Genomic DNA, 14,715 nt, shown 5'->3' on the forward strand with positions numbered 1-14,715 from the left:
ATGTACGAACTTTTCAGAGGAATCTCGGTTTCTCTCCTTACCTGTATAATCTTTACTGTCCTGCATTGCGGACCTCAGCAGGTTACTGGTGTAGGTACCGGATCTGAGACAGTCATTGGCCGGGTGGTGCATACTGATGGGACACCGGCATCCGGTACTATTGTTACCCTGTATCCGGCGGATTATGATCCGGTCTCTGGAGGTAAAAAATCTGTTATTGCAACAGATACTACAGATAAGAATGGCTCGTATGAGATAACTCTCAATTCACCAAAAGCAGATGTGTACACATTGCAGGCAAATAACCTTTCCAAGCGTACCCGGGCGATTATTTCAGATATTGATATCTCTGCACCGGGAGATTCGACTCTGGTTGATGTGACCTCGCTTAACAAAACCGGAAGTATCCGGGTGATCCTTTCCGACAGCCTGGCTGGAAACGGGTATGTGTTTATACCGGGCACGGGTTACTATTCTTATGTGGAAAACGGATACGCTGTATTGGATTCGGTACCGGCCCAGATTATTCCAAGTATCTATTATAAGGATACAAGCAATGAGGATAAGTCCGGCAGAATGGCTGAAAATATCGATGTTCAGCCGGAAATCACAACCATCATAACATCATCGGGACCTTCATTTTCCCGTAAAATCTATCTTAACACCACTTCAAGCGGAGCAGGTGTCAGCGGTACAGTGACTGACTTTCCTGTACTTATCCGGCTTAATGCAGACAATTTCAACTTTATCCAGGCTAAAACCGACGGCAGTGATCTGAGCTTCAGGGGAGCTGACGAAAAGGTAATTCCGCATGAAATCGAGAGGTGGGATCCAAAAGGACAGAAAGCGGAGATCTGGGTGTTGGTAGATACGGTGTATGGAAATAACAGTACGCAGTATATCTCGATGTATTGGGGAGATCCTGATGCTGCAGGGAGCTCAAACAGTTCGGCAGTGTTCGATACTGCTGCAGGTTACAGGGGTGTGTGGCATCTTGCGGATGACGGGAAAACGATTCTTGATGCAACTGCAAATAAGTATAATGGTTCGAAAAATGGTGATCAGGCAGTTGCAGATGGAAATATCGGTTTTGGGCAGTCACTTGACGGGGATGGAGACTTTACGGAGATTGGTGATGTTTGCAATCCCGAAATGTCCAGCTTTACAGTGAGTGCCTGGATCAAAAAGCGTGGTTCCGGAAAGATTCAGAATATTGTTTCCAAAAGCACAGGTGCTCTCCCCAAAAAGGGATACGGCTGGCTCTTCCAGCTCGATGGGGATGGTGCATTGGCAATTTTCCTGGCATCGGATTCTGGAGTATGGGGTGATCCGGGGTCATTTGTCCTTACATCAAAAGACTCGATAAAAGATTCATCATGGCATCATGTAGCAGCAGTGGTTGACCGCTCCAGCAGGGATAATTGCCGTATTTACATTGACGGAGAGGATACTGGTACGTATCCAACCGGTGGGGATATCGCAAAAGTCGGCAACATAGTGAATTCTTTGCCTCTGAGATTTGGAGCTGAGGGAGATGATGACTGCCAGTGGGAAGGTGTATTGGATGAGATTTCAATAATATTCAGGGTAAAATCGCAGGATTATATCAAATTGTGCTATATGAATCAGAAGAGAGATGACGCGCTGGTGGTTTTTAAGTGAGATGCGGGAATGTTTTGACATTGATCTTAATAATTGATTAGGATAAAGATTTCTCTTTGATGACTCATCGAGATGACAAACCAGACTGTAATTTGTCCTTGAAGATCCATCGAAATGACAAGACTCCTTTCTTCCTGTGCCAGATTCTATTCCTCTCCTTTTCACACTCCCGGAAAAAAACACCCTGAAAGCCTTTCAGGTTTGATGTCAGATGGCTTTTCAATCTCACCTCGTCCTGTTCCAGAATATGGAACACTTTTTCCCTGTTTTCTCCGAAATTCGCGACAATCCGATATTCTGCGCCTTAAATTATTGATGAATGTATATAAAGGTCGTTGAGTGCTGCAGACTTTCTGAAAGGATGCTGTAATGAAAAGAGCTAAAATGATGATAACATTTCTGGGTATGATTACTCTGTTCACAATGGTTGAGGCGGATAACCCCATCATACAGACTATTTATACCGCAGATCCGGCTCCAATGGTGCATAATGACCGGGTTTACCTTTACACCAGTCATGATGAGGACGTATTAGAAAACAATTTTTTTACGATGAAGGAGTGGCAATGCTATTCATCGACGGATATGGTGAACTGGACCGATCATGGAGTTGCTGCATCGTTGAAGTCTTTTTCCTGGACAGGGGATAATGGCGCCTGGGCTCCTCAGGGTATCTACCGTAATGGGAAGTTTTACCTTTATTGTCCCATACACATGAAAGGGATAGGTGTCCTGGTTTCAGATTACCCCTGGGGACCATTTACAGATCCTATAGGAAGGCCTCTTATCAGTGGTGGCGGAGGTGATATAGATCCTACTGTCTTTATTGATGATGACGGACAGGCATACCTTTACTGGGGAAATCCGTATCTTAAATATGTCAAGCTCAATGCGAATATGACCTCCTATTCCGGTGGAGTACAGGAGATAAATCTTACTGTCGCGAGTTTTGGAAAGCGTTCCAATACCGAGAGGGCTACATCATATGAGGAAGGCCCCTGGTTTTACAAGAGAAATGACTTGTACTACATGGTCTTTGCCGGTGGTCCCATATCGGAACACATTGCATATTCAACAAGCAGCAGTCCTACCGGACCCTGGACCTACAGAGGTGTTATCATGCCCACTCAGGGGGGGAGCTTTACAAACCATCCCGGAGTGATTGATTTCAAGGGAAACTCTTATCTGTTCTATCATAATGCGGCTCTGCCGGGAGGCGGTGGTTTTAAACGCTCTGTGTGTATAGAGCAGTTCAAATACAATGCGGATGGTACAATCCCAACCATAAACATGTCTAAAAATGGTCCTGCACCGGTTGCAAATCTGGATCCCTATGATACGGTTCAGGCAGAGACAATCTGCTGGGAATCCGGTGTTGAAACCGCTGTCTGCAGTGAGGGCGGGATGATGGTTACTGATATCTCCAACGGAGATTACATAAAGGTAAAGAGTGTAGATTTTGGAGATGGAGCCTCATCTTTCAAGGTGCGGGCTGCCAGTGGATCGTCAGGCGGATCGATAGAACTGCGTCTGGGCAGCCAGACAGGGTCTCTTGTGGGTACCTGTAACATATCCAATACCGGTGGATGGACTACGTGGAAGACCTTTGAGTGTGAAGTAAATAACTGCAGTGGTGTAAAAGATCTTTTCCTGGTTTTCAAAGGATCGGGTGAACCGTTCCGTCTTAACTGGTATATCTTTGATGGTGGAACGGGTTATCGCTTGTCAGTGCAGACCTCAGGGCTGGGTTCTGTTACCCGTTCGCCCTCTGGTTCGCGTTATGCAGAGGGAACTACGGTAGCTCTGACTGCGGTGCCTGAGAATGGATGGGAGTTTGTCGGATGGAGCGGAGATGGAATAAGCGGCAGTGAGAATCCAATATCAATTGTCATGAATGCGGACAAGGCTGTCACCGCTCGCTTTACCCGTGCTACAATTGATGGAAACATGGTGATTAACAGTGATTTCAGTTCAGGGACGGAAAACTGGACTCTTAATACCTGGAGCGGAAGTGCGACCGGAAGTGTAACAGATGGAGAATACAGGATTTCAATCTCGAGCATCGCTAATAACAGTTATGATATCCAGCTTGTTCAGCCTGGGTTATTTCTGGAGAAGGGGATGAGTTACAAGGTGACATTCGATGCTTATGCTTCTTCAGACAGGGATCTGGAGGTAAATGTGGAGATGGCGGATGATCCATGGACAAGTTACCTCGATGAACTGAAACATTTTTCACTTACAACAACAAAACAGACATTTTCATTTGTGTTCACAATGGAGGAGCCCACTGATGTCAATGGCCGGCTGGGCTTCAATGTGGGCACCAGCACTTCTTCGGTCTTTATCGATAATGTTTCAGTAAAGTTTTTTGATCCGACGGATGCCGTTTCCAGAAAAGCACAGAGAAAACAGGCGTCACCTGTAAAAGTAAACTGCAGCAATTCATCTCTGCACATAAGCTTTACTCCTGACAGGAGTGGGACGGCGGCGCTGGAGATCTATGATTTAAGAGGGAAGATAGTAAAAACCGAAAGACTGCATATCAGGGCAGGGGAGATAAATACCGGTAGTATCAATATGTCAAGGTTTTCCAGAGGCTTTTATCTGATAAAAATCGTGAGTGAAGGGGAAGTGATCAATACTTCGGAAGTGATTCTCACAAGATAAGCGATCTGCTGAATCTTCTGACAACCAGTTCTGAGTTTGAATGTATCCTGGATAAGGGGGGCGGTATGCGTATCCTGTTGTTACTGACCATCATACTGTTTTCTTTTCAGCAAACTGTCAATGCATCGCAGGACTGGAAGATCAATTCCGGCGGTGTTAATCGTGACATTGTTGTGACTGCTCCGTCAGGGCTTAACAAACCGGCTCTTGTAATTGCGATGCACGGGATGAATGGCTGGCACAAAGGGTACCAGAACGACACCAAATTTGATGCAATAGCGGAACGCGAAAAGTTCGTGGTCGTTTATCCTATGGGTATCGATGGTGCATGGGATATAAGCGGTGACAGAGACATCAGGTTTATTGAGGCAATTATTGACACAATGGTGAAACGGTATGATGTAGACCCTGGCAGGGTTTATCCTACCGGATGGTCTATGGGTGGTATGATGAGTTATCATCTGGCGTGTAAAATTCCCGAGAAAATTGCTGCTATCGGCCCAACTTCCGGGTACCCTTTATGGGGTACTCCGACATGCAATAATGCGCGTCCGGTGCCGATTATTCATATTCATGGCAGCTCAGATGGGGTTGTCACCTATCCCGGGCTTCATCCGTTTCTTGAGAGTAAGGTTAAAGCGTATGGATGTCCGTCAAATCCGGTGAAAACACAACCTTACCCTTCGACACGGACCGGTTCAAAGACATCTCTGGAACACTGGGGACCATGTGAGGTCAATGGAATGACATCTGAAATAAAGCTGATAACGATCGATGGAATGGACCACTGGTATACGACTTCGAACACAGGATCTCATATCAACGAGAGTGAAGAGATCTGGGCTTTTGTAAGCAGGTATTCAATCAGCGGGATGTCTGGTTTCAGGTTGACAGTAAACACTACTGGAGAGGGTTCAGTAACCCGCAGTCCCAATAGTTACGGTTACGAGGAGAACACAGAGGTTACATTGACCGCGGTGCCCTCACAGGGATGGGAGTTTAATGGCTGGAGCGGAGATGGGATAAGCGGGAAGGCAAATCCACTGAAAATAGTTATGAATTCAGACAAAACGGTGTCGGCACTTTTTATCCGCAGTCCCGACAGTGAGGGTAATTATGTGGTTAATGGGGATTTCAGTTCAGGAACGGCGAACTGGACTCTTAATACATGGAGCGGAAGTGCGACCGGAGGTGTAACAGGCGGGGAATACAGGATATCGATCTCAAGCACAGCTACCAATAATCATGATATTCAGATTGTTCAGCCGGGTATTTATCTGGAAAAAGGAAAAAGCTACAAGGTGACATTTGATGCTTATGCTTCATCGGAAAGGAGCATTGAAGTTAATGTGGAAATGGCGAACAGTCCATGGACCAGCTACCTTCCGGAACTCAAGCAGTTTAATCTCACAACTGAAAAACAGACATTCTCCTTCACGTTTACCATGGAGAATACAACCGATGTCAATGGGCGACTGGGCTTTAATATGGGCAACAGTACTCCCACGGTCTATATCGACAATGTTTCTGTAAAGCTGTTTGACATGACCGGAACAGTTTTCCAGAAGACTCAGGTAAAACGTTCCTCAATGGTAAAAGTGAATCTCAGTGGTTCTGTCCTTAGTATAGAATCTCCTGTTTCTTTACAGGGCAGACATTTTCTTAAGGTCTACAGCATGAAAGGACAGCTTGTTAAAACTGCAGTTTTGGAAAGAGCGTCAGGAACTGTCGATTTATCAGGTATTCCTCACGGGTATTACATTGTCAGAATCGGCAATGGAAAAGATTTACAGTATTCGTCAAATATAATGATTGCACAATAGTTTAATAAGTGCCTTGAAAACAACCCCTCAGGGATGACGGCACAATCCCGGAGCTTCCGATTGAGGAGGTGAAATACCCTCCTCAGCGGAGTTCTTAAGTGTGAAATCTAATCACTGCTGCACTGAATTGATCTGTTTTACACATTGAAGGTTTCCTGAATACGTATCTCAAGGACTGAATATGAAAAATCTCACATGTATATTACTTTTATCTGTTGTGGTTCTGTCTTCGGCACAGCAAACCCGTGACAGTGACCTGATGAAGAGCCTCTCCTTTCGCACCTCCTTTGGAGTTACTCTTAATTACCTTCTGTTCGTTCCTGAAAACTACAATGCATCAGTGAAGTATCCGCTGGTAGTTACTTTACATGGCAGTGGCTCCACCAATGTTTATCAGGTGGATAATAATGATCAGGCTCATCCCTGGATTGAAGATGATGTCCAGGCGCAATGGCCTCATTTTATCATGGCTCCTCAGTGCCCATCGGGCACATGGGGTGGAATGGGTGCTTCTACGGGAAAAATCTCTGATGCAGCAAAAGCAGTGCTGGAGGCTATCGAGGATCTGAAGAAACAGTATTCTCTCGATACCAATCGTTTTATAATAGGTGGTTTTTCTCTTGGAGGGTCTGGCACTTATCATATGATAGAAATGAAACCGGATTTCTGGGCTGCGGCAGTGCCTTGCGCAGCCGGGGGTGACAGCAGCAAGATCGAATTAATGGCCCGGACCCCTATATGGCATCATCATGGGTCTAACGATATGGATGGAGCAGCACTCAAGAGGATGTCCGCCGCACTGGAAAATCATGGCTACCCGGTGCTTCGGGTGACAGTTGATCAGGTAGTAAACTCACCGGCGGGCTGGCGAAATGAGATCCGGAAAGGTACAAAACCAGAGGATATTATATTCAAGAATGCCAGACCATCCTATGATTCTCTGGTCAGAGCGATTGAATCCGGTGAACGCTTTATTTTTCAGATGTTCAACGGTGGAGATCATGAATCCGCCCGCTTAAATGCAAATCACAACCCGTTATTGCCAAAATGGGCATTTTCCAAGGTCAAGGGAGGCGGCAGCACAAAGATAGTTATGAATCTAAGGAGCAGAGATCAGGCAGTTGGAAACCGGAGTATCACCAGAGTGTATGATCTGAGAGGGAATCTTATAAGGAATTCAGCTTTCAGTAATCGTGGTTTACATGATCTTACCAATGGATATTATATTGTGAACAGTGGTTCCATAAAGGGCATCGATTCTCGATGGTCAATATTATTATTAACAAAATAGAATGTGGTGAAAATACCTGTATTGATAGTGCTCAATTCTTAAAAAAAATTAAACCGGAAATTGTGCTGTTCGAAATTGTTCTGAGTTTTTGGAACACTTTTTCTGCCATCATCCTCTAATACAACAGATAATACAACCGATTAAACTTTTCAAGTTATATATATACCAATACAGGCAGTTCTCAGTCTATGGAATTGCCTCGTACAGGTGCAGAAACAATATAAAAGGATTGAAGAATGAGATGTAATTGGTTTTGGGTGGTATTGCTCTGTATCTTCGGAATAAATTCCCTGTTTGCTCAGAATGTCACTGTAACAGTCAATGCCGCAAAAGATAAAAAGCCCATATCGCCATATCTTTACGGCCGTAACAACACTTTTGATAAGCCTGCATCATTTTATAACGACGCCGGCTTGCGTTTTGTGCGGATGAATGGTGGTAATAATGCAACTAAATATAACTGGCGGAAAAAGATCTCATCGCACCCTGACTGGTACAACAATGTTTACGAAAATGACTGGGATCAGATTTCGCAGAAAATCGCTGCTGATCATCCTGAGATGCAGGTGATGTGGGCTTTTCAACTGCTCGGTAGAGTCGCTTCCACTACAGAATACAACTTTAATGACTGGGAGTTTAATCAGTCCCAATACTGGGAAGGTTATAATCAGAACCTAGCAGGAGGCGGTGTCCCGAATACAGAAAATCCAAAGGAAGGGGCGCTGGTGGAGGGCGATGCCAATCTTTACACTCAACCCTGGCCGGCCGATTCATCTGTTGCCATTTTAGATCACTGGTTTGGTTCCGATGGCTTTGGGCTCAATAAGAATCAATTTCTATACTGGAGCATGGATAATGAACCGGATATCTGGAATGGAACCCATGATGATGTGATGAAGTCGTTGATACCTGTCAGTGAATTCATGGACAGGTACATCGATCTGGCAAAAAAAGCCCGTGCCAAATTCCCGGAGATCAAAATTTGCGGACCGGTAACGACCAGTGAATGGCAATGGTTCAGATGGGGAGATGAAAACATAACTGTAAATGGAAGATATTACTGTTTCCTTGAGTATTTTATCAAGCGATGTGCTGATGAGGAAAAAGCAACAGGTATCCGCGTGCTGGATGTTGTTGACCTTCACAATTATCCTTATTATCCCTCGGATGAGGCGGCACTGCAGCTCCATCGGGTCTATTACGATGAAACGTACGATTATCCGGGTGCTAACGGTCTGAAGACTATTAATGGCGGCTGGGATAATACACAAACAAAAGAGTACATTTTCAAGAGGATCAACAATTGGCTCGATCAGTATTTCGGTGCAGATCATGGTATTAAGTTAGGGCTCAGTGAATGGAGTCCGGGCCCTTCAGATCCGAATCTTGCCTCAGTAATATATGCATCACATCTGGGCCTCTTCGGCAATAACGGAGTAGACTTTTTTACTCCATGGAATTGGTTCACAGGCATGTGGGAAACTCTGCACCTGTTCAGCCGGTATGCAAAGGGTTACAGCGTTGCAAGTACTTCTTCGCTTGAAAACACGGTATCTGCTTACACTACTGTAAATCAGTCAGCCGATTCGATGACTGTGATTATTGTAAATCGCGACATGAATTCTGCGCGGAATGTGACTGTTAACCTTGACAACTTTTCGGCTGCTGATGGAAATTACAGGACTTTGCAGTTGTCATCGCTTCCCGGAACTGAAACCTTTGTGTCACACACGCAAAATGCACTGAAGGAGAACCAGATTTCATTAAACTCAAATTCTTTTACCATATCCGTGCCTGCGCTTTCTACAACTGCAGTTCTGTTGGCCGGGCCAACCGCGAGATCTGTGTCCTCGTATGCTGCACGGACTTCCAAAGTGAAAGTCAACTGCAGCAAATCTTTGCTGAAAGTGGAATTCACAGTGGCCGGGAGCGGATCCGCCACTCTTAACCTCTACAGCTTGAGCGGCAGTATTGTGAAGACAAATGTAATCCAGACCCGTGCGGGCGGAGTTTATTCGAGGTCTTATGATCTGTCTGATATACCGACTGGATTTTACATTCTGAAAGTTGACAAAGACGGAGACATTATCCTCAGGTCAAAGGTGCTGGTAACCAGATAGTGGAATTCTGCCCTTAACTTTTGACATATCCGGAAATTATTTTACGGGTTCCTGCATTCAATAATTGATCAGGTGAATTTTATTTTGCCTGATCATTACAGTTGTTTTCTCCATCTGTCTTTGAGTTCTTCTGATAAGTACGTATGTTATGATCTGCTCTGCGCATATTCAGGAGACCAGCACTGTTCCGTAAAAGACCAGTCAATACTGGCATATCTGTCAATAGAGGAAAATATGCGAAATACTGAAAATCAATGAGTTAACGCTTTAATTCGGCAGATAAAGTGTTCCATAAAATGGAACACTTTTATAGTAACACCGCACTTTTTGTTCAGGTTTTTCCCGGATTCACCTTATATTAATTCTCAATCTGCTGTGGTTCTGTCTTTGGCACAGCAAACCCGCGCTTTAACTGAATGGAGGTTAAAGAATGAACAGGAAGGTGTCTGACCTGCTGATTCTTGTGCTGAATTTAATATTCTTTTTTGCATCATCTGTCTGTTTTGCCGAAAATCCGATCATACAGACAAAGTTTACCGCTGATCCGGCTCCGATGGTTCACAATGATACTGTGTTTCTTTACACGAGTCATGATGAAGATGATGCCACCAGTTTCAAGATGCTTAACTGGATGCTTTATACATCAACTGATATGGTTAACTGGAGAGATCATGGTGTTGTGGCATCACTGGAAAATTTCAAATGGGCCGGCAACAATGGCGCCTGGGCTGCTCAATGTATTTATCGTAATGGAAAGTTTTATTTCTACTGTACCGTGCAGCTCAAAGGAATCGGTGTACTTGTTTCAGACAGTCCGTATGGTCCCTTTACTGATCCCATCGGGAGACCATTGATCAATAATAGTATTGCTGATATCGATCCTTCACCGTTTATCGATGATGACGGGCAGGCTTACCTCTACTGGGGAAATCCTGATTGCTACTATGTGAAACTGAATAATGACATGATTTCATATTCAGGCAGCATTGTCAAATTCCCCAAGATCCAGACCTACCAGGAGGGTCCCTGGGCTTACAAACGCAATAATATTTACTACATGGCATTTGCGTCAACCTGCTGCCCTGAGGGCATAGGATATGCAACCAGCAGCAGTCCCACCGGTCCATGGACTTACAAGGGATCAATTATGGATGGAAATCCGGGCTCCTCAGGAAATCATCCGGGAATAATTGATTACAAGGGAAAAACATACTGCTTCGGTTTCAATTATGCTATCAATTTTTCCGAGACAACGGTTCATCGCGAGAGGCGCTCGATTTGTGTTGCAGAAATCACTTTCAAGGAGGATGGTACAATTCCTAAGCTTCCATGGTGGGGAGGGAAAATGCCCTCCTCTGCAGGAGTTGAGCAGGTGGGAAGCCTCAACCCGTATGACACAGTTCAGGCAGAAACGATCTGCTGGTCACAGGGGGTCGAAACAGAGGCCTGTACAGAAGGCGGACTCAATGTGGGGTTCATAGAAAACGGGGATTTTATAAAGGTGAAAGGGGTGGATTTCGGTACGGGTGCAACATCATTTGATGCCAGAGTGGCTTCAAATACAAATGGCGGGAAAATAGAACTGCACCTTGACAGTCTGACAGGAACACTGGCTGGTACCTGTGATGTTACGGGGACCGGGGGCTGGCAGAACTGGGTTACCAGTACCTGCGAGGTCAGTGGGGCAACTGGAAAGCGTGATCTGTTCCTGAAGTTTACAGGAGAAAGCGGGTTTTTGTTCAATTTTAACTGGTGGAAATTTAATCAGCCGACTGCAGCGGGTGAAACGGAACGTAAGGGGCTCACAAATAAAAACACAATCAATGTGTCCGATATTTTCATCAGGGACCGGGCTCTGCATTTGTCCTTCTCCGGACAGCCTCCGCATGATCGCCTGAATGTTTGTTTGTATGGCATGAATGGACAGTTGATGATGAATCTGTTCCAGGGCTATCCTTCTGCTCAACATCTGACAGTCCCCCTCAATAATCAGATAAAACCGGGTATATACATACTAAAGGTTATATCAGGAGAAAAGCTGTTTTCGACAAGGGTTAATTTGATTCAATGATCTGTAATTCTTTCTCAACCCGGGAGCGGGTCCATTATTATTAAAACCTCCGGACAGAAAGGCTGCGTGCCAGCAGCCTGTTCTGTCCATATTCATTAGATCGGTACTGTTCCGTATAATACCAACCATTACTGGTATATATGCGATTCAGGAAAATGCGTAACAGGCTATAAATCAATGAGTTAAAGCTATTATACAGCAAATCAGGTGTTCCGTTATAATGGAACATTTTCTTAGCGGGTACCGCACTTTTTGTTCCGGTTTTTCTTAGATTCACCTTATATTAATTCTCATGAATAAAAAGGGAGATATGCAGAGTTCTTCTGTCTCTGTTTTTAACTATACCGATTACCGTAGGTATCTCTCTGATTATTACAAGGCGCGTAAGCGTGAAAGCAAAGCGTTTTCCTACCGTTTTTTTGCGAGAAAAGCCGGAATTAATTCCGTCGGGCTTTACAAAGATGTGGTCGAGGGGCGCCAGAGCCTCGGAAGAGCACTGATTTTTAAATTCTCCGCTGCCATAGGGCATACAAAAAAAGAGGCAGAGTACTTTGAAAACATGGTTTTCTTCAATGAAGCAAATACTGTTGAAGAGCGGACTCTGTATTTTGAACGGATGATAAATTGCCAAAAAGTAAAAGCATCCATAATTGACAGCACCAAATATGAGTATTATCAGAAATGGTACTACAGTGCAGTTCGGTCACTGATCTCTCTGGGAAAGTTCAGGGATACTGAGAGTGATTACCGGAGAATCGCGTCAATTCTGAATCCCGGCATACGTTCAGATGAGGCCAGGCGGGCACTTTCAGTTCTCCAGCGATTGGGCTTTATTCATAAGAATAATGAGGGTGTTTTTGTGCTGACTGATCAGGCAGTTACCACCGGTGTGCTGAAGCCGGATACCAGAATAGCTGCTTTGAATGTGATAAATTTTCAGAAAGAAGTAACTGCTCTGGCCAATGAATCTCTCGACAGGTTTGGCACCGAACTGATTAATCTTTCAACCCTTACGCTCGGGATTTCCGAGGCTTCTGTAAAGGTGATCAAAGAGGAACTGGCAGTTCTCAGGGATAAAATAGCTGCGCTTGCGGAAAAAGACGCAGCGGCAGACCGCGTTTTTCAACTCAATATGCAATTCTTTCCTCTGTCAGAGAGATGCCCTGGCAAGGAGGCTGAGGGTGAAAAATAGAGTTTGCCTTTTGGTTTCCCTGATGGGTTCATTGTTTTTGACGTTTATGTTCTGCATGGCGCCTGTTCAATTAACAGAAGGTAACAGCTCGGAAACAGTGATAGGCCGTGTCGTCAATAGCGACGGGTCTCCGGCCTGTTCTGCAATAGTGGCGTTGTATCCGGCAGATTATGATCCCATAGCTGTCAGCTCACTGTTGAGAATACCTGCGGATACTACCGACTCCAGCGGATATTACCGGATAGCTGCACCTGATACTGCAAAGGAATTATCCATTGTCGCGACAAGCCAGCAATCCGGGGACCTGGCAATGCTCAGCGGTATTGTTGTCAGTGGAGATACCACAAGTGTTCCGGATGCGGTACTTTCAGTACCGGGGGCAATCATGGTAGTGGTACCGGAATCAGCGGCTGGCGGTTATGTTTACATTCCGGGTACCGGTATTGCTGCAGAAGTAAACAGTAGCGGAATGATACTTCTCAATAATGTTCCTGCGGGTGTTTTACCTTCGGTTAATTACAACACCGGAACTGTTTCCGGAGTTCTTATCTCGGGTGTTGAGGTTACATCAGCGGATACCACAATTATTCCTTATCCTCAATTGCGGTATTCAAAAAAGATTTATCTCAACACTACCGCATCGGGTGCTGGTGTAACGGAGGATGTTAAAGATTTTCCGGTTTTGGTAAGACTGTCGGGGAGCACATTTGATTTTGCGCAGGCACGGGCTGATGGTAAAGATCTGGGTTTTTCCGTAAAAGACGGTACCCGCATTGCCCATGAAATTGAACAGTGGGATGCGGTAAAGAAAAGAGCTGCTGTATGGGTTCGGGTGCCGGTGGTTTTGGGTGATAATGACAGTCAATATATAGTCATGCACTGGGGCGCATCGGTTCCTGATGTCTCAGTTACAGATGGATCTCCGGTGTTTGATACTCTGTCTGGATTTCAGTCAGTATGGCATCTCTCCGGAACTGACACTGCTTTCGATGCAACTGAAAACTGTTATCATGGTATCCCTTTCAATATGAATCCCGATACGGAGATTGAAGGTGTAATTGGCAGTGCGAGGTATTTTGATGGGGGTTCAAGTTATATCACAGTACCAAACAGTGCATCGGGTAAACTTGATATGCCGCAAAACAGTGATTACTCAATCTCGCTCTGGGCATACGCAGATACAATTGATACGCTCTGGCATGCAATAGCAGGTAAAGGACATGAACAATACTATCTGAAGATGAAATGTTTTGCCAATGGGAAAGGGACCTGGGAATTTGTGGAGTTTCAGGATCAGTTGGGATGGGAGTATTCCGAGGATTCTATTCCGCCTTCACCTGGAGCAAAAGAATGGGTGTATCTGACAGGGGTAAGATCGGGAACCAGGCAGTATCTCTATATAAATGGCGTATTGGTTAACGATTCGACTTCGCTGATGGCCGGCAGTTACCCCAGGGTCAGCAGCGATGACTTCACAATAGGAAAACATGCGCGCCAGGTGACAATCCCTGGAAACGAGGGATGGTGTCATTTCTGGGGGAAAATCGATGAGGTACGGGTAATGAGTAACGCTTTAAGCCCCGATTGGATACGACTCTGTTATATGAACCAGAAAGAAGAGGACAGGCTGGTGGAGTTCAGGTAGAGCAGGAATGTGATGGTCGTTTTGGATTTGTGAAAAAGAGCTGCCGGTTGCGTTCCCGGCAAGGAGGAACCGGCAGTCAGAGAATAACGGCTCAGGTCAGGCCATTGCCGTCTCCATGCTTTAAAATACAATATCAGGCGACGGCAAGTCACTTTTAACATTAAGGAACAGGTGTTATATGAAGAAAAAAAAGATTTCTTGCCGGAGCCTGTCATGTGTAATTGCTCTGACAGGTGTGTTG

General features: G+C 45.0%; 8 protein-coding genes. All 8 read left to right on the forward strand.

Features of this window, described 5'->3' with window-relative positions:
- Positions 1-1,662 carry a DUF2341 domain-containing protein gene (locus tag GX089_16720; protein NLP04140.1) on the forward strand — a complete coding sequence of 554 codons (1,662 nt, stop codon included), beginning with the start codon at positions 1-3 and terminating at the stop codon, positions 1,660-1,662.
- 369 nt (positions 1,663-2,031) lie between these two features.
- Positions 2,032-4,332, forward strand: coding sequence for a family 43 glycosylhydrolase (locus GX089_16725; protein ID NLP04141.1), 2,301 nt, complete (start codon positions 2,032-2,034; stop codon positions 4,330-4,332).
- Between the two features lie 65 nt (positions 4,333-4,397).
- Positions 4,398-6,155: a T9SS type A sorting domain-containing protein gene (locus GX089_16730; GenBank protein NLP04142.1), complete on the forward strand. Its 1,758-nt coding sequence runs from the start codon at positions 4,398-4,400 to the stop codon at positions 6,153-6,155.
- 181 nt (positions 6,156-6,336) lie between these two features.
- Entirely contained in the window at positions 6,337-7,446 is a 1,110-nt protein-coding gene (locus tag GX089_16735; protein NLP04143.1) for a prolyl oligopeptidase family serine peptidase, read from the forward strand.
- 236 nt (positions 7,447-7,682) lie between these two features.
- Positions 7,683-9,566 carry a secretion protein Por gene (locus GX089_16740; protein NLP04144.1) on the forward strand — a complete coding sequence of 628 codons (1,884 nt, stop codon included), beginning with the start codon at positions 7,683-7,685 and terminating at the stop codon, positions 9,564-9,566.
- A 430-nt stretch (positions 9,567-9,996) separates the two neighbouring features.
- Positions 9,997-11,637, forward strand: a complete 1,641-nt coding sequence (locus GX089_16745; GenBank protein ID NLP04145.1) for a family 43 glycosylhydrolase — start codon at positions 9,997-9,999, stop codon at positions 11,635-11,637.
- A 310-nt stretch (positions 11,638-11,947) separates the two neighbouring features.
- The gene (locus tag GX089_16750; GenBank protein ID NLP04146.1) at positions 11,948-12,829 is read left to right on the forward strand and encodes a TIGR02147 family protein; all 882 of its coding nucleotides are present in this window, start codon (positions 11,948-11,950) and stop codon (positions 12,827-12,829) included.
- Entirely contained in the window at positions 12,819-14,474 is a 1,656-nt protein-coding gene (locus tag GX089_16755; GenBank protein NLP04147.1) for a DUF2341 domain-containing protein, read from the forward strand. Before GX089_16750 ends, GX089_16755 begins: the two co-directional genes overlap by 11 nt.
- Positions 14,475-14,715 lie beyond the last annotated feature (241 nt).

Origin of the sequence: Fibrobacter sp. (assembly GCA_012523595.1) — a bacterium.
Classification (GTDB): Bacteria; Fibrobacterota; Chitinivibrionia; order Chitinivibrionales; family Chitinispirillaceae; genus JAAYIG01.

Bases quoted from the DNA above. Each gene is read 5' to 3' on its own strand.
- GX089_16735 (NLP04143.1), top strand. From the start codon at position 6,337: ATGAAAAATCTCACATGTATATTACTTTTATCTGTTGTGGTTCTGTCT.
- GX089_16740 (NLP04144.1), top strand. From the start codon at position 7,683: ATGAGATGTAATTGGTTTTGGGTGGTATTGCTCTGTATCTTCGGAATA.
- GX089_16725 (NLP04141.1), top strand. From the start codon at position 2,032: ATGAAAAGAGCTAAAATGATGATAACATTTCTGGGTATGATTACTCTG.
- GX089_16720 (NLP04140.1), top strand. From the start codon at position 1: ATGTACGAACTTTTCAGAGGAATCTCGGTTTCTCTCCTTACCTGTATA.
- GX089_16730 (NLP04142.1), top strand. From the start codon at position 4,398: ATGCGTATCCTGTTGTTACTGACCATCATACTGTTTTCTTTTCAGCAA.
- GX089_16745 (NLP04145.1), top strand. From the start codon at position 9,997: ATGAACAGGAAGGTGTCTGACCTGCTGATTCTTGTGCTGAATTTAATA.
- GX089_16750 (NLP04146.1), top strand. From the start codon at position 11,948: ATGCAGAGTTCTTCTGTCTCTGTTTTTAACTATACCGATTACCGTAGG.